This is a genomic window from Bombilactobacillus sp. ESL1092, from assembly GCF_058107465.1.
In genome coordinates, this window is the sequence record NZ_CM176594.1 from 859,903 (window position 1) to 883,728 (window position 23,826).

Consider the following 23,826-nt stretch of genomic DNA (forward strand, 5'->3'; position numbering starts at 1 on the left):
TTACTTTGGACAAAAAACTAACAAGATTTAAAATATTTCTCACCAAATAATCATATTATTAGACCGCTAACAGATCGCGTGCTACCATAACAATTAGTTGGAGAAAGGATAGTGAAAAATTGAAACGAAGCAAAAAATGGTTTTTAATTATTAGCTTAATTCTTTTATTACCGCTACCGCTCTATATTTTATGGAGCAATAATCATTTGTGGCAACAATATCTAGGACTAAAATTGCCTGATTTAGTCTCACTAAATGATCTTTGGATTTGGTACCTGGTAATTATTAGTGCCTTGAGTGGTTTATTAATAATTGTCTTATTACTAATTTTAATTTTCTGGCCGACACGCAATAAATTTCAATTAATTCATAAACCCACTGGACAAGTCAAAATTACTAATAAGGCCATTAATGGCTTTATCAACGCTTCACTGGCGGACTTACCTTACCTGCAAAATCCCAAAGTTAGTTCCAAATTAACCAACCATCATTTGCGGATTAAAGTCAGCGGGGATTTAGCTCCCGGTGATAGCGTCAAACAAAAGCTAGTGGCCTACTTAAAGCAACTAGAAGATAATTTACGTCAGTTATTAGGAGTCCAACAAAAGCCCAAGATTGAAATTCGTTTTACCAATTTTGAGTCACAGACTGATCCGAAGAAAAAGCGTGTTTATTAAGGAGGCATTCCAATGAAAGAATGGTTGGACCAACACGCTGGCGAAACTATTGGCGTGATTATTGGTTTACTTTTAGCAGTTTGTTTTTTGGTTTTAGGTTTTTTAAGCACTATTTTCTTAGTAGTACTGGCAATCATCGGTGGCCTTGTTGGTCATTATTGGCCACTACTGCAACAATTGCATGATAAATAATTTAATTTTGGATAAAGGAGAAGATCAAAATGGCACAAACAACAAATACGAATGCAGAACAAATTAAAGGTGAATTAACTTATGATTCCAAAGTTATTCAAAAAATCATTGGCATTGCTTTATCAGATATTGATGGTCTTTTAACAATTGATGGTGGCTTTTTCTCTAATTTAACGGATAAATTAGTCAACAATGATGATGTTACTTCCGGTATTAATGTTGAAGTCGGTAAAAAACAAGTAGCAGTTGATATTGATATTGTTGCTGAATACGGCATTGATATCGCAAAATTATATGATCAAATTAAAAAGCAAATTTTTGAAAAAGTTAAATCCATGACTGATTTAGATGTCGTGGAAGTTAATGTCAGTGTCGTAGACATTAAGACTCAACAACAACATGAAAAAGATTCCGTTAGCTTGCAAGATCGCTTGAGTGGTTCTGCCAAAGATACCAAACAAAAAGTTGAACAAAAGCAATCCCAAAAGCAACAACAAAAGCGTGATGAACAACGAGTTCAATAATTTTAGTTGCGACAAAGAGCGGGTCAAAGCTCAGGATTATAAATTCATGACAAAAGATTTGTTTAGAAACTGAGTATAGCCTAAAAAAAATCCTGAAGTTAGTTTTTAACTTGAGGATTTTTTTGTAGTTAAATGCCAGTTTCTACCCTTTATAAAACAAATCAAATCTGCGTACTATTTTTTTATTTCACTTTCAAAGCAAAAAAAGACAGCTCAATCTAAATTAGTGAGCTGCCCTTTTTGATTAACTTTTATTTATCCGATTTATCATACACTGGAAAATCGTTTGCTTGACCATAATCCTTGATATGTTCAATAGTCTTTAATTGCTCCATATCAGCGGCTGAAATTTCAAAATCAACTTGCGTATTACTCTTAATATGCGCTGGTGTTTGTGACTTTGGTAATGGTAACAAATTGAGTTGTAGACAATAACGAATACATAACTGTGCGGGCTCAACTTGGTACTTAGCAGCCATTTGTTGTACGAGCGGATTTTGTAAAATCTCACCGTGGGCGACTGGTGAATAGGCTTCAACTAAGATATCCTGCTTTTGGCAGTAGTCAATTAACTCAAATGGTGTATTAGCAATATGAGCTAACACTTGATTAACCATTGGTTTAACCGAGCCATTCTTCACAATATTATCAACGTCTACCTTTTCAAAATTGGAAACGCCAATAGCGCGCAACTTACCAGCTTGATAGGCTTCTTCTAAAGCGCGCCAAGCCGCTAAGTTACCTTCAAAATAATGTTCACCATTACGAAAATCAGACCACGGCTGCGGTGCATGAATAATCATCAAATCCAGATAGTCCAAATCCATTGTTTGCAGTGATTGATCAATGGCAGCCACTGCTTCTTGATAAGACTTGATTTCAGCAGCCAATTTTGAAGTGACAAAAATATCTGAGCGCTTAACTCCTGAAGCTTGTAGGGCTTGACCAATGCCGGCCTCATTACCATAAGCTTGAGCTGTATCAATATGACGATAACCAGCAGCCAAAGCTGTTTGAACTGGTTGTTGAACTTGATCATTATCAATTAACCATGTTCCAAAAGCTAACTTAGGAATTTTGACGCCGTTAGCTAAAGTATAGTCTTCTGTTAAAATACTCATCATCATCTCTCCTTTAATAAAATACTGCGACAAAAACCGCTTAAAAGCTGAGGATTAACCTAAACTAAGGTCTTAAGTCGATTCTTGACTTGAGAGCTTAGTTGTAGTTAAACGCAAGCTTTTGGTTTTTGGAACGCTATATCAAATACTGCGACAAAGGACGTTTAAAAACTGAGCAATAACCTAGACCAAGACTAAAATCGGTTTTAACTTTAGTACTTGGGCGTAGTTAGGCGCAAGTTTTTGTCCTTTGGAGCGCTAATATCAAATACTGCTATCAAACTGCTGAAAAACTACTCAACTACGTTTTAATCATAATACTTATAGTTAACTCTAAGTCAATCAAAACGTCTAAAAAAGCAGCGGATACAAAAAAATGCTCGTATTTAATACGAACATTTTTGCTTTATGATGCACCAAAAGTCAGAAAATTGTTCCAACTTCTGTTTTTCAAACATTTTATTTTTCTTCTAAGTGTGTTTGTGGATCTTGCTTGCGTAAATTAAAAGCAATTAAGACCCCAGCAATGGCTAGAGCTAAGGTAAAGTACAAGCCATAGTGGACACCATTGGTAAACTTCGTTGCCATATTGCCCGCAATATTATGTTGGCCTAAGCTTAAAAAGCTCGTTGATAAGGCCGTAGCCACAGCACCGACAACTTGTTGCATTGTATTTAAAATCGTACTACCATCCGCGGACTCAATTCCAGATAAAGAATTCAAAGCATGCGTTTGAGCAGGTGACATCGCTAGTGGACAACCAATCATTAAGATCACGTGCGCCAAAATAATGTAAAACAGCGTTGAATGTTGATTGGATAATAATAACATAACCACACCTAAAACAGCGATTAAAAAGCCAGCCACAGCCGGTTTCTTAGCCCCAAAAGTATCGTATAAGCGGCCTGCTACGGCAGACACAATTGCGTTAATAATCCCTCCAGGTAACATAATCATTCCTGTTAGAGCAACTGGTAGTGACAGTCCTTGCTGCAAATATTGTGGCAATAAATACATTGCCGACAAAATAATCGCAAAGTCTAACATGACGCCTAGTGCTCCTAAGGTAAACGCTGGATGTCTAAAGACATGTAAGTTCAACACTGGAGTGGTCAAATGTAATTGCCGCCAAGCATATAAAACTAAGACAATAATTCCCACAACTAATAAACCTAAGACTAAAGGTGAACCCCAGCCCCATTCACTTGCAAAACTAACGCCTAACACTAAGGCGGAAAAACCAACAACGGATTCTAAAACTGACCAAAGATCAACATGAGGCTTAGAAATTTGCCCAACATTTTTTAAACCAAAGATCGCTAAAATTAAACCAATGGCTAAAAACGGAACAAACAACCAAAATACCCAATGCCAAGTTAATTTGCCTAAAATTAAACCCGTTAACGTGGGACCAACAGCTGGTGCTAACATAATCACCAACGCACAAACACCCATCGCTGCGCCTAATTTATACGGCGGGAAAATCGTCATTGCGACAGTAAACATTAACGGTAAGATTAAACCCGTCCCTAAGCCTTGAATGACTCGACCTAACAACAAAATACCAAAGTTTGGTGCCAGCGCCGCAATAATCGCGCCGACAATAAAATCACTTAACCCAAAAATCACAATTTGCCGTGTCGTAAACCATTTCGTTAATAAACTCGAAAATGGTAACACAATACCAATAACTAACATATAACCAGTGACTAAGAGCTGCACAGTGGCAGCACTGACATTAAAAGCCTTCATTAATTGTGGTAGTGCAATGTTTAATGATGTTTCCGATAACATCCCCACAAAGGCCCCAATTAACATACTAGACATGACTAGCCAGGGTTTTTGCACTTTTACAACAGCTTTCATTTCATCCATGTAAAAACTCCTTTGAATTTCAATTCATTTTTTCGCAACTTGATTATCTTAGCAAAATAAAAAATTTGATGTAAGTTTTTTTTGTAAAAAAATGAAATCAGCACTCCTACTGTCACTCAAATTTCTAGTAATAACTAAAAAAATACCCTTATCACCAAGGAATTGATAATTATCATCAACCCTGCATAATAAAGGCATCTTTGAAGCACTATAAATAAGACTATTTAAAAGAACAACTTTGTAAATGATCATTAACAACACCAATAGCCTGCAAGTAAGAATACATAATCGTGGGACCGACAAATTTAAAACCTTTTTGTTTAAAATCACGGGTCATTTTTTGCGCTAAAGGTGACGTGGTAGGCACCTGTTCTGGCGACTGCCAGTGGTGATTGTGCACCCGATTACCAGCTAAAGTCCAAACCCATTGGTTGAAAGTACCAAATTGTTGTTGTACTGATAAAAAGACTTGGGCATTATTAACCATCGCCGCTAGCTTTCGTTTATTCCTAATTAAAGCTGGATTCTGCAACCAAGCAGCCTGCATTAAGGGATCTGCCTGCGCAATTTTTTGCACGTCAAAATAACAAAATGCTTGATTCATCGCTCGACGCTTATGCAAGACGGTTTTCCAACTTAAGCCTGCTTGCATCATTTCCAGTACTAAAAATTCAAATAACTTACGATCAGCATGCGTCGGTCGACACCATTCGTAGTCATGATAGCGTATCATTAAGGAATCATCGCCCACCCACGGACAACGCTGAACATTTGGAGAATTAGTTAACTTCATCAAAGACTCCTGGCGCTTGGCGGTTATAATAGCGCAAATAAGTGGCCCCCGTCTGTTCATTGACAGCAACGTTAATTACTCCCGCATTCTTGACTTCACCCACAGCACTCACCATGGGAATGTGAAATAAGCGTTGGATCAAAACACGTGACACAGTTCCGTGACATACTAATAAAATTTGTTGATCGTGATGCTGAGCTAATAAATCCTGCCAAAAGCTCTGTAAGCGTTGCGCCAAATGATCGTAACTTTCACCCGTGCAATACTTTACATAGTCCTCAGTTAAATATCCCAATTCGTCAAACACTTGGGGATATTGCTGGTAAATTAAATCCGTTGCTTGACCGTCCCAATTACCATAATCAATTTCTTTCAAACGAACATCCGTCTTTATCGGCAAAGCGTCTGCACTTAAAATTTCGGCTGTTTGGAATGCTCTTTTCAAGGGACTAGCATAGATACAATCAATTTGTTTAATATCAAAGCTAGTATGTAAAGTTTGTACTTGCTGAATCCCCACCGAATTTAATGGTAAATCGGTTTGAGCACCGTTAATTCGATTACTTTTATTAGTATCCGTTTGGCCATGTCGTACGATAAAAATATTTAACACAATGATCATCCTCAACAATTTTAATTTGCTTCTATTATAACAAATCCCGTTGACCGCGACTTGACTTTTCTAATTTTGCACACTATGATACCTACAACGATCCTTTAATGAAAATTAGTTCTGTGAAGCTACAAAGGAGATTCTTAACATTCAAATAAGCGCTGCACCAATTGTTAGTGCCAGCTAATTTCTCACATCCCTTGTAGTTGTTTGGCAAACTATGAGGGATTTATTGGTTGATAACCAGTTTCAAAGTCTAGTTTCAACATGAACTATTGGTATCTAAAAACACATTTTTAAATCAGGGGGAAATTATGGAACTCAAACAGTTACGATATTTTGCCGCGATCATTTCTCACGATAGTTATCGTCAAGCTGCGCAGTCACTGGGAACCGTTGAATCGAATCTCAGTATTCAAATGAAACATTTAGAAAAAGAATTAGGGACCAAATTGCTGGTGCGCGAAGGCCGCACAATGCGCCCGACAGCAGCCGGGTTAGAACTTTATCGGCATACAAAATTAATTTTACAACAAGCACAAATTATCAGCCGCGCAATTCCTAGTGTTAAGGAAAATCCTTCTTCCAGACAAACGATACATATTGGCGTCAGTGGTAATTACTTAACGCCACTCATTGTGCAAGCGGGTAAACATTTACGCCAACAATTTCTTTTTGAATTTGTTCAATTAGACACCAACCAAATGTTAACGCAATTAAAAAATAATCAATTAGACTTGGCCATTACTCCGCTAGCACGTAGCATCACGCAAGATCCCTTGTTAGAATTCACTTTTTTGTTCACTGATAAAACCGTTGCCTTAATTCCCAAAAAATGGAGTAAGTTGGCTCAAAAAAAGCAAATTACTTTTGCTGAACTTTTCTTAAACCCCTTAGTAGCCCTCAAGCACCAATTCGTTGTGCGGCAACACTTAGACGAATATTTTCTGCAAAATCATCTCAAAGCCAATATTGAATATGAGGTTAATGATTACTCCGCTTGTCTCGCAATTGTGCAGCAAAATGAAATTGCCGGCATGGTGACCGAATATTTTATGCAACAACAATCACCGCAAAAACAATTGCAAGTTATCCCTATCATCTCACAAATTCTACCCATTCAAATGGGTATTGTCAGTCTCAAGCAACCCAACTTGGCAATCCCTGTTAATCAACTCAAAACTGCCTTATACGAAGAATGCTTAACGATTAAATAATCACAAAAAAACTGAGTCGCCACCGCGGATCTTTCGCCAGTTAAACTCAGTTTTTATATTTAACATTTAATTTTAATTACGCATTTTGAATTTGGTAAGCTAATGCAAAATTGCCTAAAGTTGCTGAGCCATTATTCTTCACTCGCGGCATGGTAATATACTTATCTAAAGCAGGCACTTGTACATAATCATTCAATAATGTTTTAAATTGTTGGCGTACTTTCACTAAGAAATCTTCACTAATTACCCCGCCACCAAAAACAATATTATTTGGCCGTAAAATTAAGGTCTGTTGCACAGCAGCTTGTGCCACATAATAAGCCATAATATCCCAGACGTGATGTTCATGCGGCACATCTTTGCCAGCTTTGTTTAAGCGTGCTTCAAAGGTTGGGCCTGAAACCAAGCCTTCTAAGCAATCATGATGAAACGGACAAATACCCGCAAAATCCAAATCATCAGGATGGCGTTTGACAAATGTGTGTCCCATTTCTGGATGACCAATACCTTGCAAAATCTTACCATCTAAAACGGCCCCACCACCGACGCCAGTACCGACAGTGTAATAAACTAAAGAATTAATTTTTTCATTAAATAAATTAGCTGTCACATATTCACCGTATGCGGAGCCGTTAACATCCGTGGTGAAGTAAACAGGTACGTCAAAATTACGCTTTAACGGGCCAATTAAATCGACATAATGCCACTTAGCTTTAGGAGTATCGGTAATATAACCATAATATTGATTATTTTTTTGTAATTCAATGGGTCCAAACGAAGCGACCGAAATAGCGGCTAATTCAGGAAACTTCTGAAAATATGTAATCATTTGCTGAATTGTCGTTTGCGGATCAGTCGTTGGAAACTGTGTCTGATCTAAAATCCGATAATCCTCATTACCCACAGCACAAACAAATTTGGTTCCCCCAGCTTCAACACTACCTAATAACATCTTTTGCTACCCCTTTACAATTTTTCTTAATCATACCGATTTCTCAAAGCATCTGCAAGTTAGCCTAGCTCTCAATCTAACCTAGCGCACTTTTTAAAACTAGCAACATGCTTGCTCAACTTAATTAGCAGCTAACAAATTCTCTAAAGTTTTGACCTTGCGACGAGCAACCGGACAAGTAATTCCATTTTGTAAAACAACTACCTTTTGCTTTTTATTAAATTGCAACAGAAAATCAGTATTAATAATAACCGATTTATGAATCCGCACAAAATTAGTGGGCAAGCGCTGCTCCAAATCTTTCAGGTCACTATTTATTGTTTCTTGTTTAGTTATTTCATGAATTAACAGTTTATGGTCACCCAAAGTTTCTATGAACTCTATTTGTTGACAATCTAAATACAAAATTTGATCAGTCGTTTTGACGACCAGTAATTTTCGTTGTTGTTGCTGTTGTTTTAACTGTTCTTGAACTTTAATCAAGATTTGAATTACATCATGTTGCAACTGCTGCGGATTATCTTTAACTATAAAATCTAACGCCGCAACTCGGTATTTAAAAGTTTCCCGAGCTAATTCATCATGTGTCGTCACAAAAACAATAGTACCTAAACTATCAAATTTTCTGATTTCTGCTGCTAATTCCAAACCATTTAATTGTGTCTGCAAATCAATATCTAAAAAATAAATGTTGGGTGTCGAATTGTTCAACTGTAAAGTTTTTAAAACTTCTTGTGGGTCAGCAGTGGCTTGTACAATTTGCATATCTAAATTTTCAATCAATAAATAATTATTGATTATTTTTTGCAATCTTTTTAATTGCGCGTTGTCATCTTCACACAGGTATATATCCATTTTACTGCTCTTTTTTGATAATTAATTTTTGAATAAATTCTTCCTTAGTAACTTCAGTTTGTAAACTCAGATGGGAATATTGCTGGGTAATTTCCTTGATATTTGCCAGTCCTAACCCTGAATGATCAGCTTTAGTTGAGTAATTAGCTTGATAAATTTGTTTGAGATTAATTGAGTTTTGATAATGGTTCTTGATAATTGTCGTTAACTGACTAGAATCGTCATAAATAACAATAGTCATTAAGCTTTGCGCTGCTGTGCTTTTGGCTAAATCTTCAATTGCTTCAAGAGCGTTATCTAATAAAATCCCCAAACAACGATTGTAATCCAGTATTGAAACATTCTGTGGAAATTGTCTCACTTCCTGAGCAATTTCTACATGAATGCGGTCTTTTAAAGTGGTCAATTGTCCTAACTTAACAGCTAATAAACCTTTAATTTCAACAATTTTTAAATTACTCAAAGATGACAGATTAAATAAATCCGTGGTTTGTTGGACCTGATTATTTTTAATTACTCCGTAAAAATATTTTTTCAGACCCGCTAGATCTTGATCTTCAATATAACCAGCCATACCTGACAAAATATTGAGATAATCATGCTTAAACTTACGGAATTCTTGCTGCGCATTTTCTAAAGTCTTCAAATAAGCAATGAGCTGTTGCCGATTTTCCTGTTCTAGCTGTAATTGTCGTTGTTGATTTCGATCACGACTCCATAACAAAAACGTTAAGATAAATAAAAGACAAGTTCCTAAGAACAAAAGACTAATTTGCGTAATAGTTTGATTGGTAGTAACTGCTTGATTCATTAAATAAAAATAACCAATCATCATCATGATTGTTATCAAGCTAGTAATTAACATAGTTACTCTATGTTTTTGCAGCACCTGATAAGTGTGTAACTTTTCAAAACCCCAATTTAAGAGCTTAACAATCATTAAATCAGATATTAAAGCAATTACAACATTCACCCAGATCCAATTTAAACTATTCTCTTGAATTAAATATGAAATTTTGAAAACTTTATATAGTAGTACTTCACTCAACTGGCTAGTTGTCAGCAAAATTAAAAAAGATAATAATAAGAAAAACAGTTGTTGCAGAATGATTTTTTTATAGAGTAAATAAATTCCGACAATGACAACTTCCATAAATAATAGAACAATTAATGTCCCGCTCACTTTCAGTCTATTCATTATCAGCATAATACCCGTCAAAATCACACCGTTACTGCTTACAAGAATTAAGAACTCTTTGTTGGAAAATTGCATTTGAAAAAACTGCAAATTCACTAAATATGTCACAATATACAATAATAAAATGATTAACATGATTAAACCTAAAATTGATCTAAACGACATTAGCAATCAGACTTTGCTGGAAATAACCATTAACTAACAAATTAATATTCAATTAATTTTGTTGTTAGAGTCACCCTTACACCTAATTTAACTAAAATAATTTTAACATACCTTATGGCATCACTTGCAACGCCAATTTACTACAAGAACAAAGTCCTAGATCTTCTTCAATATCGCAATGTCTATCGAAGCACCTTTAAGAAAAATTAACCGATAAAGCTGAAAATGAACCGTTTAAGATTTGTTACCATTTTCTTCAAAAAACAAATTATTATGAACTCAGACAAGAGAGGTGAGTTCAATGCAAGCAAAGACTAAAAAAACAATTTGGATAGCTATTATTTTATGTATGGTAGTTTTCATTATGCTAATTACTAACTTATTCCTAAAAAATCCTTACCAAAGTTTTCAACAAAGTATTCCCTTGAAACAACAGGTAAACTCCTTAGTCATTAAAACGGGCGGTGCTGATGTACAAATCAATGTAAAACCAAGATCAGTAAATGATATTGATTTAGCAGGTTACTTACCTGTCAAGATGATTCAACCACTCAATCATTGGTCTAAGCAAAATTCTGATAATTTAATTATTGATTTTTCGAGAAGCAGTCATCAAATCGGATTAATCTCTAATAAAAACAATCCCCATATCAAGTTGACTTTATCAGCAAATCAATTAAATCAATTATCCCATTTTCGTGTTAATAGTGATGGTAGCAGTATAACTCTTAACAACACTTCAACAAAAAAGTTACGGTATCAAGCTAATCTTAATGGTGGTCAACTTTATCAACACAATTCCAAATACTATCAATCAGGAAAACAGTTTTTAATTAAAAGTAATGGTGGAAATTTGCATATCGAATAAATCTTAATTACTCAATACAAATAAACTAGAACCTGAATTAATGCCTTTATGGTGGTGCTTGATTAATCACTAGTCAAATTTAGCGTCCAATCCAGCGAAAATGGACTGGACGCTTTTGCTGTTGGTTACTAATAAAAATCGGTGCAGTTCAAAAAGGTCTTAACAACCAAATTCTCCGTATAAGATTTTAGTGAAATCCAACTTAAATTTAAGAAAGCTTATGTTAGACTTAACTTAAAACTAAAAAACCAAAGGAGTTCAGCAAATGACAAAACATTTATCTGCCTGTACCACGATCTTAGTTGGCAAGAAAGCTTCATTAGATGGTTCCACCATGATTGCGCGTAATGATGATACTTTTCACGCGGTAGCACCACACAAGTTTGAATTTCATCCAGCACAACACTTAGACCACCAACCAGTAGTCAAGTCTTGGTTGAATAACTTCGAAGCGCCGGTGCCTCAAGATAGTTTCAGTTGGCCAGGAGTTCCCAACGTTGATTACAAACACGAAGGCTATTATGACGAAAGTGGGATTAATTCTCAAAATGTCGCCATGTCCGCCACTGAAAGTACTTATGGTAACGAACGGGCCTTAGCTTATGACCCGCTAGTTGTGGATGGCTTAGACGAAGATTGTATCGTGCGGATGGTTTTACCTTACGTTACTTCTGCTAAACAAGCAGTCCAACGCACGGGCGAATTAATCAAACAATACGGTTCACCCGCAGGAAATTCCGTTTTATTTAGTGACCACAACGATGTTTGGTATATGGAAATTGTTACTGGTCATCATTGGGTGGCTCAACGCATTCCGGACAATGCCTACGCCATTGCTGCTAATCGCGTTTCCATTCAACAAGTCGATTTTGACAATCCACAAGAATTTATGTGGTCCGACCAGATTCAAGAATTTGTCAGTGAGCATCATCTAAATACCGACCAAACTGGTTGGAACTTCCGCCATATTTTTGGAACTGATAATCAAAAAGACCGTCATTACAATAATCCCCGTGTTTGGTTCGGCCAAAAATATTTCAATCCAGAAATTGCGCAAGCACCTGAAGATGGTGAATTACCATTTATTTGTTACACGGATCATAAAATCTCCGTGGAAGATATTGAATACGTCCTTGGTTCTCACTATAACGAAACACCATTTGATCCGTTGCAAGCTGGTGAATCAGCTGATAAGTATCGCTACCGGCCAATTGGGCTCAACCGGACCCAAAATTCCCATATTTTACAGATTAGAAATGATGTTCCAGCTGGTTTAGCCGGCGTTATGTGGCTGTGCTTTGGTTATCCGAGCTTCGCACCATACTTGCCGTTTTACACCAACATGAATGAAACTGATGCTTCCTTTAACGATACTGCCATTAAATTTAATTTAAAAGACGCTTACTGGCTGTACAATGGCTTGTCCGCCTTAGTTGAGAGTCATTATACGCATTTTGTTCAAAGTGATATTGATTTTCTCACCAATTGTAAACAACAATTCCGCACTGCTTTAGCTAACAGTGATCAACAGGCAACTCAGTTAACGGGGGCAGACTTAACTACCTTTTTGACTCAGCAAAACCAAGCATTGGTGCACACTAACCGGCAACAAACTTTAGACTTTATGGGTGATTTAATGACCCAAAGTATCAATTTATCTAAATTAACTTTTAATATGGATAAGAATCTGTAAACCACAACACCTGGTGGTACGTAATAAACTTGATGTTTAGTAAATTGTCGTGGTAGCTTTTAGTTGATTAATAAGGAGACAGATAAACATGAAAATTGTTAGTTTTAGTATCCGAGACGATGAACGACCAGCTTTACAAGAATGGCAAGAGCAACATCCAGAAGTCGAAGTCCAAATTGAAACTGAATTATTAACTCCCCAAAGTGCCAGCAAAGTCCAAGGCGCTGATGGGATTGTCACTTACCAACAGTTACCTTACACTAGAGCCACTTTACAAGCCGTACATGATTATGGCGTCAACAAAATGTCTTTGCGCAATATTGGAATTGATAATATTGATCAAGCAGCCGCTAAAGAATTTGGTTTTCAAATTACGAATGTGCCGGTTTATTCCCCCAACGCCATTGCTGAACATGCTGTTTGGTTAATGGGGCGTTTGTTACGTCGCGAACCCGAAGCCACAGCTAAAGTTGCCCAACGTGACTTGCGCTGGGCCCCAGAAATCGGTCGTGAATTGCGAATGCAAACGGTCGGGATTGTCGGGACTGGCCATATTGGGCGCGTCTTAATTCAGATCTTAAAGGGCTTTGGTGCCAAGGTCATTGCTTATGATCCTTACCGCAATCCAGAACTGGAACAAACAGGAATTTATGTCGATGATCTCAACGACTTATTCAAACAAGCTGATATTATCAGTTTACATGTTCCTTCGACTCCAGAAAATATTCACCTGATCAATGAACAAAGTCTGCAAGAGATGAAACAAAACGTCATGATTATCAACGTTTCACGAGGTGATTTAATTGATACTAATGCCTTAGTAGCTGGATTAAACTCCGGCCAAGTTGGTGCCGCTGGTTTAGATGTTTATGAAAATGAAGTTGGCATCTTTAACGAAGATTGGCGGGGCAAAACTTTTCCAGACGCTACTTTAGACGATTTATTAAACCGCAAAAATGTCATTATTACCCCCCATACCGCCTTTTATACTGAAACCGCGGTGAAAAATATGGTACAAATTGCCCATAATGAAAATCTGAAGATGATTCAAGGTCAAACTCCAGATAATGCTATTAAACTTTAATCACACTGCGACAAAAGCTGGTTTAAAGCTGAGGATTAAAACCTAGACTAAGGACTTAAGTCGGGCTTTGACTTGAGTTCTTAGTTGTAGTTAAACGCAAGCTTTTAGCTTTTGGAGCGCTAGATCTAACACTGCGACAAGTGCTGGTTAAAAACCGAGGACTAACCTAGGATAAACAATTAAGTTACGATTTTTAACTTGATTGTTTATTCGTAGTTAGACACAGGTTTTTGGCACTTGGAGCGTTAGATCACACTAAAACTTCAACAGGTCCATAGCTAAGAGAATGTTTGCAATAATTAATGCGGACATTTTCTTTTTATTTACCAATCTTTCGCTCACTAATCTACAACATTTTATTAATCAATTTTCATTGTAAACGTTTGTACAATATGTTAGAGTACCTGTGTTATCAGCTTGCCACAGCTAGCAAGTGTTGAATTTTTTCCAGTTTTGTGGCAAGTCAATTTACAGATTGAGGAGAACATCTATGGCCAATTGGTTTAAAGATTCAGTAGTTTATCAAATTTACCCCCGCAGTTTTCAAGACAGCAATAATGATGGTATTGGTGATTTAAACGGTATTAAGCAGCGTTTACCTTATTTAAAAAAATTAGGTGTGGATGTTTTATGGCTCAATCCAATTTATCAATCACCTGATGTTGATAATGGTTACGATATTTCGGATTATCGCAAAATCCAACCGGTTTTTGGGACGATGGCTGATTTTGATTCTTTGCTGGCAGCAGCACATCAACAAGGTCTCAAGATTTTGATGGATTTAGTGGTTAACCATACTTCGGATCAGCATCAGTGGTTTCAAATTAGTAAACAATCACAAGATAATCCTTATGCTGACTATTATATTTGGCGCGATCCTGTCGACGGTCACGAGCCAAACAATTGGGGCTCTGCTTTTAGTGGTTCTGCTTGGACTTATGTACCTGAACGAAAACAGTATTATTTACACTTGTTTGCTGAAGGTCAACCAGATTTAAATTGGGAAAATCCCCAAGTTCGCCAAGCTGTATATTCTCTTATGAAGTTTTGGCTAGATAAAGGTGTCGATGGTTTTCGAATGGACGTCATCAACTTTATTTCGAAACCACAAGGCTTACCAGATGCTCTTCAAAAAGACGGTGCTAAGTATGGTGATACCTTTGCCACCGTGGCTGATGGGCCACGACTGAATGAATTTTTACAAGAAATGAACCGAGAAGTGTTATCACAATACGATATTATGACTGTCGGTGAAATGCCTAACTCTAAGCCAGAAGATGTGATCAATTATACGAATTTAGACGGACGCGAATTGAATATGGTCTTTCAATTTGAACATGTAGACTTAGGTGCTAATCCTGATGCTCGGCTTGGCAAATGGAACGACCAACCAACGCAATTAAAAGATTTAAAACGTGTTCTCTCAAAATGGGAAGAAACACTGTCAGGCAAGGCTTGGAATAGTTTATACTGGGGCAATCACGACCAACCGCGGGCGGTATCCCGTTTTGGCAATGATCATCAAACATATCGCGAGCTATCTGCCAAAATGCTAGCGACAACTTTACATTTGCTGCAGGGTACGCCTTACATTTATGAAGGTGAAGAACTGGGCATGACAAATACTAATTTTACCCAATTATCCCAATATGAAGATATTGAATCCATCAATGCTTATCATCAATTAGTGGATCAAGAACAGATCGTGCCCTCACAGACAATGTTGCATTATTTGGCTTACAAGTCCCGCGACAATGCCCGTACGCCCATGCAATGGTCTGCACAAAAAAATGCCGGTTTCACCACCGCCCAACCTTGGTATCAATTAAATACTAATTATCCGCAGATTAATGTGGAGAACGAATTAGCTGATCCAGACTCCGTATTTTACTATTACCAAAAATTAATTCAATTGCGGCATGATTCCGATTTAATCAAATATGGTGATTATCAGTTATTAGATGCTGATGATGAGCAAGTCTTTAGTTATCTCAGACATTATCAAGGTCAAACTTTACTAGTCATGAATAACTTTACTGACCAAACCCTCCAGCGCGACTACCACCAAGAAACCGGGCAATTAATCGTTGGCAATTATCCTGATGATTTAGGAACTCAGCTACGACCTTATGAAAGTAAAGCTTATTTATTAAAATAGCCGTTGACCACTTAAAAAGTAGAAAAACTCCCGTTAGCCAAAACCAACGGGAGTTTTTCTTAATTATTATTACTTATCAGCTTTATGATAATCTTTCTTCATATCATCTAAACCGTTTTGCAAAAAAGCAAGTACTTCGTCTGTATGTTGACGACGCTTTGCAGAATTCAACTTGGAAACTGGGCGGCGACGTCCGGTCACACCTTTATGTGTATTAGCCATCGTAATCCTCCTCCCTGTTCGAAAATTAATTTAACTCAACTATTTTATTTTACGTAAAAAACCAACAAGATTCAAGTCATAATTCTGATAAATTATTTTTCCAATCAACCACCCTAAATTGGCCGTTATTGATGCGGCAAACACTTAACTGCGCGAGCAGGTAACCATTCATCAGCAGCGACTTGGTAAAAGGGCTGACCAGCAATCATTTTAAAACAATTCGTGTACCACTGCGAATTACTCGGCAAAAAGCGTTGAGCTATTTTTTGCCCCAGATGATTATATACAGGCGTAGTTTGCACAGTTTGTACTACACCTTGTAAGCGAAACATGGCACTCGTGGCATTTTTTTGCGGATATTGCCACCAATCTTCTTTTTGTGACAGGTCATAAGTGGACGGATAATCAGCAGCTAAACCCTGAGCTTGTGTGTATTGATAATAAGCTTGCGCTTGTTGTTGCTGCGTTATTGACCAATTAGTGGTGTCTGGTGTCCAAAAAGTTTGCACCAAGTATAAGACCCCATCGCCACTTTGAGCAATTCCCACACCTACTTGCGTGTATAACGGATTAAGCATGTTCTTGCGGTGCCCGAAATCGGGATTACCGTAATCATCATAAAAAAAAGCTAACGCGTTGACGACATTTTGCCGCACATTACCCGTGTCCATAATTCGTTCTAAATTCTCACCTGTATAACTATTGGGATGAAAGGTTCCCCAGTTATTATCATGACTTAAACTACGTTGTTGCGCCAAATCCTGGGCCCGCTGTTGTGAAAAACTTTCCAACTGTGAATCAACTTGTAACACTGGCAAATCGTTTTGCTGCCGCAATCGATTTAATTCTTGATTCAAAGCTTGGTGATACTCACTTAAATTTAATGAAGCAGCATCAACCGGCATCATGTTCATATAACTTGCTATCCATAATACCCATCCGAAAATAAGCACTGGCAGCCAATAGCTTTTGAGTTTCATTGCCGCCCTCCTCGCAAGCCTTTTTTCTTATTATAACTTAACCAATCACCAATAGTTAAATTTAATCTCTGTGTAATCCTGCACGTGGAACTAATGAATTTCCTTAGGCAGTATGCTAACATTATGGTATATGGGGGTGGTTCGTTAGTGACCGAAAACGTTATGCACTTGATCAAAATTGTTTCTAATCAATTATCACGACAAATTAATCATTTTGCTAAACAATTTGGTTTAACTGGTGTACAAATTCAAATTATTGACTATTTAAATCATTTGCCACAAAATCAATACGTTTATCAAAAAGATATTGAACGAGAGTTTAATATTCGCCGTTCAACTGCAACTAGTGTTTTACAAAAAATGGAAGAAAATGAATTAATTGTTCGCAATATTTCACCGTCTGATTCACGCTTAAAAATTGTTTCTGTTTTACCAAAAGCTGAGGCTTTACAGCCTCAAATCAGTCACTTTTTAGAAGAAAGTAACGAGCAATTACTCAGTAGTTTGAGTACTTTTCAGCGCCATAGTTTCATCAAAGCTTTAGAAAAATTGCCGGCAGAATTATCCAAGCTTAACCACCAGGAGGAAAAGAAAAATGATTGAAAATATTGTTTTTGATTGTGATCCAGGTAGCGATGATTCCATTGCTATTCTTGAAGTTTTTGCACATCCTGAAAAGTTACACGTGACAGCGATGACGACGGTTGGAGGCAATCAAGTACTCAGTAACGTCACTCGCAATTTACAACACATTCTATGGTTTTTAAAACAAACAACCCCGATGGCGCCGGGACAAGCGCAACCGATTATCAAAAATTTACAAAACGCTTCTGAATTCCATGGTAAAAATGGTCTAGCGGGACCAACTTTTCCCCCTGAAGCGGATGAATACCCATTGGCCAGCCAGAACGGTGTGACTTTACTGCACGAAATGATTTCTCACAGTAGTACACCCATGACCATTGTGGCCACTGCACCGTTAACTAATATTGCTTTATTGCTAAAAGTTTTTCCTGAAGATCAAGCAAAGATTAAACAAATCATCATTATGGGTGGCGCTTTAAGTGGGGGTAATGTCACCAAGGATGCTGAATTTAACTTTTACGTTGATCCCGATGCAGCGAATATCGTCTTGACTTCAGGATTGGATATTGTTTTATGTGGCCTAGACGTGACCAATCACACAGCAATAAGCAGTGCGGAAATCCAAGCTTTAAAAGGTCGCGGTCCAGCTAGTCAATTAGCTTATGAAATTTTAGTACCATATTCCCGCGCTGAACAAAAAAGTCACGGATTTGATCTGGCTCCGATCCATGATTTATCAACTGCTTCTTATTTATTACAACCTGATATTTTCCAAGGTCAAAAATTAGCTTTAAAAGTTAACACTACTTGGGGCGACTTACGTGGCAAAGTCCAAGTCAACTCCGACCAAGAAGCTTCAGCTAACGTCTTAGTCTTACAACAAGTTGACAGACCCCGTGTGATCCAACTTTTAAGTGATTCCTTAAGTATTTTAGATCAAAGATTATCATAATACTGCGACCAGTAGCGCTTAGAAGTCTGCGCCACCAAGCCGGTCGCTCAACAAACTAAAGAATAGTCAAACTCGTTTGAGTTTGACTATTTTTAGTTTTAGATTATAATGATTCTAAACTAGAAAGTTAGGAAGGTCTATTATGCACTACAAGAAATTATTGGTTATCTTTTTGATTGCATTAGTTGCTTTAGTTTTACAATTTGGATTGCACCTCAATCTATGGGCGCAAATTTTAATTACTGTAGTCGGCTTGTTCCTAGCTCTTTCCATGACTGTTGAAATGATTAAAACGTTAAGATCTGGCAAGTATGGCGTTGATTTATTAGCTATTTTGGCCATTATCTCCACGTTAGCGGTGGGCCAGTATTGGGCTAGTTTGATCATTTTATTAATGTTAGTCGGTGGCGATACTTTGGAAGATTATGCAGCCAACCGAGCAGGTAGTGAACTCAAGGCGTTATTAGATCATGCTCCGGAACAAGCACACCGGATCAAGCAGTCGGATGACATTGATGATATTTCTTTAGAGGAAGTTCAAATTAATGATCTGCTATTGGTCAAGCCTGGCGAACAAGTTCCTGTTGACGGAATCGTCACTAAGGGCACCGGCAATTTTGATGAAGCTTCTTTAACTGGGGAATCCAAACCTGTTGAAAAAAGTGTTGGTAGTGAACTCATGTCCGGTTCTATCAATGGTTCTTCGGCGATTGAATTTCGCGCTACTAAGTTAGCTGCCGATTCACAGTATCAAAAAATTATTCGCTTGGTTAAAGAATCTCAAGACCAACCAGCGCATTTCGTTCGTTTAGCTGATCGCTACGCGGTACCTTTTACAATTATTGCCTTAATTATTTCGGGCATTGCTTGGATTATTACCAAAGATCCGAACCGTTTTGCCCAGGTTTTAGTAGTTGCTTCGCCATGTCCGTTAATTTTAGCAGCGCCCATTGCATTAGTTTCAGGAATGAGTCGCACTAGTCGCAACGGAATTATTGTTAAAAGTGGAACTTCCATTGAAAAAATGGCGCTCTTAAAAACCATTGCTTTTGATAAAACCGGAACCATCACTCAAGGCCAATTAGCTTTAGACCAAGTACAACCTCAGAATGGTTTTACCAAAGAACAAGTACTCCAGTTTGCCGCAAGTGTCGAACAACAATCGAATCATATTTTAGCTACTTCTTTACTGAACTCTTATCATGATCAATTACTCGAAGTTGACCAATTAAGTGAAGTCACTGCTCAAGGGGTGCAAGGTCAGATTCAGCAGCAATTAATTAAAGCTGGTAAACTCGACTTCGTGGCACCTAATTTACCAGCAGATCATAACGACCAACCGACAATTTACGTCAGTGTTGCCGACCAGTACGCTGGTAAAATTACCTTTTTAGATCAAGTTCGTCCTGAAGCTGCAACGACCATGACCCAACTAAAGCAATTAGGCTTAACCAATTTACAAATGTTAACCGGCGACAATCAAACTACTGCTGAGACAGTTGCTCATGAAGTTGGTGTCCCTACCGTTAAAGCCAATCTCTTACCCGAAGATAAAATTAACGCCTTAAAACAAACACCCTCAACCCAACGGCCTTTAGCGATGGTCGGCGATGGCGTGAATGACGCTCCTTCTTTAGCCGTTGCTGATGTGGGAATTGCAATGGGCGCCAAAGGTTCAACTGCTGCTAGTGAAGCCGCTGATGTCGTAATTGTCAAAGACGACTTAAGCCGCTTAACTCGAGCACTGATTATTTCGCGCGAAACGATGACCATTGCTAAGCAATCTGTTTTAATTGGAATCTTCATTTGTATTGGCCTGATGTTAATCGCGGCAGTAGGAATTATTCCAACAATTATTGGCGCACTACTGCAAGAAGTAATTGATACAGTTTCTATTTTATGGGCCTTAAAAGCGCGGCATGGTAAAACTAATTTTAACTAACAGCCAACTTTATTATTACTTAAAAGTTACCATTTATGCAAAAATGAGTGGTAACTTTTTCTTTACCCTGATAAGATAGTTTATAATTAAAAGATAAATTGCAGTCAAAAATTAATAATTGGTGTGATTTAGCGGTATACTAGTTAGTAGTAGATACTTTTTGTAGATCATCAGTCACTCAATTATTTTTTTACTGTTTCTGATTTCAGCAAATTATTTTTTTCATAAATCATTGAATTTAGAAGTGATAGGTAGGGAAGTTGTAAATGCAGCATATTGGTCAAACTATTGCTAAAATCCAAAAAATGAAAGGTATTAAAGTTACTGAATTAATCGATAATATTGTCTCACGGTCTGAATATTATCGGTTTATTAACGGACAAACTCAACTAGCAGTTGATGTTTTTTTTCAACTTTTAGATCGGTTACACATTACACTCGAAGAATTTCAATATATTAATAACGATTTTCAACGTTCCGATTTTTTTCTTTATCAAGATAAAATTGCCGATTTATTAAGCAATCATCAAGCCACCGAATTACACCAATTATCCGAAGAAATTAAACAACGCCATGGCTCCGATCCAAACTCCAAGTATCAACATTTAGCCATCCAAGCAGAGCTATCATCTGATTACTTATTGCACCAATTTCATTCGGAAAAAGCCGATCCGTTAGTTAAATATTTTAGCCACTTAGAGTATTGGTCACAGTACGACATTACTTTATTTTTAAACTGTATTTTTGCTTTCAGTAATAAGGCCATTGATCAGTTTTTGCAAGTTTTGATGAAAGACATCAATAAGTATATGTATTACCCGAGTGAAATGAGTTTGGTCGTGCAGATTCATGTGATCTTAGCTTTTTTGGCAATTGAAAAAAAGCAAATTGAAAAACTAGAATTACTAACAGGTTCTTTAAATCAAATTAAGTTATCACCTAATCAATTATTGGAACGCTTGTTGCGCCAATATATTAATGGTGCCGTTAGTTATATTCATGGTCACCCTACAGACGGTCAACCGCAAATGGACTCTGCGATTGCCACCTTAGAGCATTACCAGATGGAACGCTGGACTAATAAATTAAAAGATTCAGAGCAATTAGTCTTTGAATTTAACAATTAATATCAAAAAAGCCAACTAAAAAACGTGTGAGACAAAAATCAGAAGTTAAAGCCTAACTACAAATTAGACCCAAACTTCTGATTTTTAAGGTACTATAAACAGTTATTAGTACCCTCGCCTGCTTTGGTTGGCTTTTTTTGTGATCGATAAATTAATTAGTTGACCCTTTATGGTGACGTCTTTGCCATAAAATATAATAATTCGTTAAGTAAACTGCGCCAATAACTCCTAAAAAAGAGATTAATAATTCCAAAACGGCGGCAATAAAAATAGCATTATTAACAATTTTTTGCCAAGAATAATTGAGCTGGACGAACCATAACCATAAGGTCAAATAACTCCCAAAAAAACTAAATAGCAATGTATTTAAGGCAGTGGCAATATTCTTTTGGCCAATCGCTAACCCCGCCTTTAACAGCTGATGTTCCTCAATGTTCGGTTGGTAACGCACAATTTCCCAGACGCCGGAACTCACAGCAATACTAGCTTCAGCAATGGCACCCAAGGCGCTGATTAAGACCACGACCACTTGAATTTGCGGAAAAGAAACGCCGACCCCTAAAACAAATTGCTCAATTTCTTCAGTATCCTCAACCGAAAAACCGTGACTAAATGACAGTCGTACCACCACTAGGGTCACTAATAAGACCACTGCTAACATAATTAAGGTGGTGACTAACGCCGTTTTTTGAACTTGGGGATTTTTCGTATTCGGATAAATCGCCAAACAAGTTAAGCCAATCGTTAAGAGCACCCCCACTAAGACTGGTGGAAATTCATCGGCAATCAACATAATCAACGCCAATAAAACAATAAAACTACTGGCTAAACTTAAAAATATTTTCCAGCCTTGATAGCCGCAAATTAATAATAAAAGAACTAATAAAAAGAGTGTTAAATAAATCATGCTTGATATCCTCGTAACCATTTACCGGCTAACACAGTGGTAATCGGCACAGCTAAAACAATGCCAATCGCACTAATAACCGTTTGCGTGTAGCCTAAAGTCATTGTTCTAGAAAGTGCAAACCCCAGTGTATTACCATTGCGCAAATATAAAACCACAATTGGAATTAACTCTGCAATAAAGATAAAAAATAAAATATTCACTAGCGGTCCGATAATTTCACGACCAATGACTAAGCCCGATTGAAAAATCTCTTTCGCACTAATTTGCGGCTGTTCTTGTAGTAACTGATGCAAAGAGGCCGTAATATCAGTCGTTTCATCCATCACTGCTCCCAAAACCCCTAACAAGGTTTCTGCAAAAAAGACTAATTCAAACGGTTGAATTCCATAATTCAATGTTTCAAAATGAATGCCTTCGTTATGACTTAACTGTAGGATCAAAGCACTCACACCCAAAGCTAATAGCGTACTACTTAAAGTCGCGACGACGGCAATCAAAGTTTGTCGCGAATAGCCAAAGATAATCCATAACGTGCTTAAAGTTACTAACAAGGTCAAACCTAAACTAATGGCTAAGATATGCTGATTCTGCCATTTTGTCGTTAAAACTAGAGCTCCCACAAAGAATAAGACATTGATTAGTGCGCTACTCAAGGCTTGCCAGCCGGCTTTGTTGAGCAAACCGATTAATAAAACACTCACGATGAGTAACATGCACCACAAAACCCCATCTCGTTTGGGACCAATAATATTAAAATGTTGATTTTTTTGATCTTGACCAATAAATAACTGCGTATGCACAAAATAGCGATTCGTATTGGCCTGTGACTGGAGATAAGTGTTCAATAGAGTCCGCTTTTGCCCCCGTTTGGGACCATTTAAAATTTTGACACGCAGTTTTTGGGTAATACGTTGATCATGATTTTGATAAGAATCTTCTTGATTATGGCGCTTGATCACCTGCACTGACTGAACTTGCGCAACCGTTTGGTGGCTAAAGCTCTGCCAATTAACGATACCTAACAATCCCACGATCAGAATGATTAATAGCCACCATTTATTAGGACGAATCTTTTGTTTCAAATAAAATACTCTTTTCTTTGATTAATTAAGCTCTCGCAATT

The 23,826-nt window shown here is 37.3% G+C and carries 23 protein-coding genes; 12 read left to right on the forward strand and 11 right to left on the reverse strand.

Annotation, left to right across the window (positions count from 1 at the left end; translation table 11 throughout):
* The first annotated feature begins 119 nt into the window (after positions 1–119).
* From amaP to AC3B6Y_RS03975, 3 genes are read left to right on the forward strand one after another with little or no spacing between them, the layout of a single operon-like run.
* Positions 120–677 carry an alkaline shock response membrane anchor protein AmaP gene (gene amaP, locus AC3B6Y_RS03965; protein WP_489769384.1) on the forward strand — a complete coding sequence of 186 codons (558 nt, stop codon included), beginning with the start codon at positions 120–122 and terminating at the stop codon, positions 675–677.
* A 12-nt stretch (positions 678–689) separates the two neighbouring features.
* Positions 690–869, forward strand: coding sequence for a DUF2273 domain-containing protein (locus AC3B6Y_RS03970; protein ID WP_489756841.1), 180 nt, complete (start codon positions 690–692; stop codon positions 867–869).
* A 29-nt stretch (positions 870–898) separates the two neighbouring features.
* Positions 899–1,393: an Asp23/Gls24 family envelope stress response protein gene (locus AC3B6Y_RS03975; RefSeq protein ID WP_489756842.1), complete on the forward strand. Its 495-nt coding sequence runs from the start codon at positions 899–901 to the stop codon at positions 1,391–1,393.
* 251 nt (positions 1,394–1,644) lie between these two features.
* Here the strand turns inward: AC3B6Y_RS03975 and AC3B6Y_RS03980 are convergent, their stop codons facing one another.
* The 4 genes from AC3B6Y_RS03980 to AC3B6Y_RS03995 form a co-directional block, all read right to left on the reverse strand.
* Positions 1,645–2,514 carry an aldo/keto reductase gene (locus tag AC3B6Y_RS03980; RefSeq protein WP_489756843.1) on the reverse strand — a complete coding sequence of 290 codons (870 nt, stop codon included), beginning with the start codon at positions 2,512–2,514 and terminating at the stop codon, positions 1,645–1,647.
* 459 nt (positions 2,515–2,973) lie between these two features.
* Positions 2,974–4,380 (reverse strand): DHA2 family efflux MFS transporter permease subunit, encoded by a 1,407-nt coding sequence (locus tag AC3B6Y_RS03985; RefSeq protein WP_489757693.1) that lies wholly within the window; start codon positions 4,378–4,380, stop codon positions 2,974–2,976.
* 229 nt (positions 4,381–4,609) lie between these two features.
* Positions 4,610–5,182, reverse strand: a complete 573-nt coding sequence (locus AC3B6Y_RS03990; protein ID WP_489769383.1) for a DNA-3-methyladenine glycosylase I — start codon at positions 5,180–5,182, stop codon at positions 4,610–4,612.
* A complete protein-coding gene (locus AC3B6Y_RS03995) occupies positions 5,169–5,795 on the reverse strand; it encodes a histidine phosphatase family protein (protein WP_489769382.1) in 627 nt (208 codons plus the stop codon). Before AC3B6Y_RS03995 ends, AC3B6Y_RS03990 begins: the two co-directional genes overlap by 14 nt.
* Positions 5,796–6,109: 314 nt before the next feature.
* Here AC3B6Y_RS03995 and AC3B6Y_RS04000 point away from each other — a divergent pair, with 314 nt between their 5' ends.
* Entirely contained in the window at positions 6,110–7,012 is a 903-nt protein-coding gene (locus AC3B6Y_RS04000) for a LysR family transcriptional regulator (protein ID WP_489791451.1), read from the forward strand.
* A gap of 76 nt (positions 7,013–7,088) precedes the next feature.
* On the opposite strand, the gene scrK is transcribed toward AC3B6Y_RS04000, so the two are convergent.
* From scrK to AC3B6Y_RS04015, 3 genes are all read right to left on the reverse strand, one after another.
* On the reverse strand, positions 7,089–7,964 hold the full coding sequence (scrK, locus tag AC3B6Y_RS04005; RefSeq protein ID WP_489756847.1) for a fructokinase ScrK: 876 nt from the start codon (positions 7,962–7,964) through the stop codon (positions 7,089–7,091).
* Positions 7,965–8,084: 120 nt separating this feature from the next.
* On the reverse strand, positions 8,085–8,819 hold the full coding sequence (locus AC3B6Y_RS04010) for a LytR/AlgR family response regulator transcription factor (protein WP_489790136.1): 735 nt from the start codon (positions 8,817–8,819) through the stop codon (positions 8,085–8,087).
* Between the two features lies 1 nt (position 8,820).
* Positions 8,821–9,972, reverse strand: coding sequence for a GHKL domain-containing protein (locus AC3B6Y_RS04015; RefSeq protein ID WP_489791453.1), 1,152 nt, complete (start codon positions 9,970–9,972; stop codon positions 8,821–8,823).
* Positions 9,973–10,483: 511 nt separating this feature from the next.
* Here AC3B6Y_RS04015 and AC3B6Y_RS04020 point away from each other — a divergent pair.
* The 4 genes from AC3B6Y_RS04020 (at position 10,484) to AC3B6Y_RS04035 (ending at position 15,985) form a co-directional block, all read left to right on the forward strand.
* Positions 10,484–11,050 carry a hypothetical protein gene (locus AC3B6Y_RS04020; RefSeq protein WP_489791454.1) on the forward strand — a complete coding sequence of 189 codons (567 nt, stop codon included), beginning with the start codon at positions 10,484–10,486 and terminating at the stop codon, positions 11,048–11,050.
* Between the two features lie 265 nt (positions 11,051–11,315).
* Positions 11,316–12,743, forward strand: coding sequence for a C69 family dipeptidase (locus AC3B6Y_RS04025; protein WP_489791456.1), 1,428 nt, complete (start codon positions 11,316–11,318; stop codon positions 12,741–12,743).
* An 88-nt stretch (positions 12,744–12,831) separates the two neighbouring features.
* Entirely contained in the window at positions 12,832–13,827 is a 996-nt protein-coding gene (locus tag AC3B6Y_RS04030; RefSeq protein WP_489769378.1) for a D-2-hydroxyacid dehydrogenase, read from the forward strand.
* Positions 13,828–14,317: 490 nt separating this feature from the next.
* Positions 14,318–15,985 (forward strand): glycoside hydrolase family 13 protein, encoded by a 1,668-nt coding sequence (locus tag AC3B6Y_RS04035; RefSeq protein WP_489791458.1) that lies wholly within the window; start codon positions 14,318–14,320, stop codon positions 15,983–15,985.
* A 69-nt stretch (positions 15,986–16,054) separates the two neighbouring features.
* Here the strand turns inward: AC3B6Y_RS04035 and AC3B6Y_RS04040 are convergent, their stop codons facing one another.
* Positions 16,055–16,207 (reverse strand): hypothetical protein, encoded by a 153-nt coding sequence (locus tag AC3B6Y_RS04040; RefSeq protein ID WP_489756854.1) that lies wholly within the window; start codon positions 16,205–16,207, stop codon positions 16,055–16,057.
* Positions 16,208–16,332: 125 nt separating this feature from the next.
* The gene (locus AC3B6Y_RS04045; RefSeq protein WP_489769376.1) at positions 16,333–17,187 is read right to left on the reverse strand and encodes a CAP domain-containing protein; all 855 of its coding nucleotides are present in this window, start codon (positions 17,185–17,187) and stop codon (positions 16,333–16,335) included.
* Between the two features lie 147 nt (positions 17,188–17,334).
* On the opposite strand from AC3B6Y_RS04045, the gene AC3B6Y_RS04050 reads away from it, so the two are divergent.
* From AC3B6Y_RS04050 to AC3B6Y_RS04065, 4 genes are all read left to right on the forward strand, one after another.
* Complete coding sequence (locus AC3B6Y_RS04050) at positions 17,335–17,790, forward strand: MarR family winged helix-turn-helix transcriptional regulator (protein ID WP_489756856.1); 456 nt, start codon at positions 17,335–17,337, stop codon at positions 17,788–17,790.
* On the forward strand, positions 17,783–18,724 hold the full coding sequence (locus AC3B6Y_RS04055; RefSeq protein ID WP_489791459.1) for a nucleoside hydrolase: 942 nt from the start codon (positions 17,783–17,785) through the stop codon (positions 18,722–18,724). Before AC3B6Y_RS04050 ends, AC3B6Y_RS04055 begins: the two co-directional genes overlap by 8 nt.
* 142 nt (positions 18,725–18,866) lie before the next feature.
* Positions 18,867–20,666, forward strand: a complete 1,800-nt coding sequence (locus AC3B6Y_RS04060) for a heavy metal translocating P-type ATPase (protein ID WP_489775019.1) — start codon at positions 18,867–18,869, stop codon at positions 20,664–20,666.
* A 266-nt stretch (positions 20,667–20,932) separates the two neighbouring features.
* Entirely contained in the window at positions 20,933–21,793 is an 861-nt protein-coding gene (locus tag AC3B6Y_RS04065) for a helix-turn-helix domain-containing protein (RefSeq protein WP_489756859.1), read from the forward strand.
* 151 nt (positions 21,794–21,944) lie between these two features.
* Here AC3B6Y_RS04065 and AC3B6Y_RS04070 read toward each other — a convergent pair whose 3' ends face one another.
* A complete protein-coding gene (locus AC3B6Y_RS04070) occupies positions 21,945–22,700 on the reverse strand; it encodes a YibE/F family protein (RefSeq protein WP_489769373.1) in 756 nt (251 codons plus the stop codon).
* Positions 22,697–23,785 (reverse strand): YibE/F family protein, encoded by a 1,089-nt coding sequence (locus tag AC3B6Y_RS04075; protein ID WP_489791460.1) that lies wholly within the window; start codon positions 23,783–23,785, stop codon positions 22,697–22,699. Before AC3B6Y_RS04075 ends, AC3B6Y_RS04070 begins: the two co-directional genes overlap by 4 nt.
* Positions 23,786–23,826 lie beyond the last annotated feature (41 nt).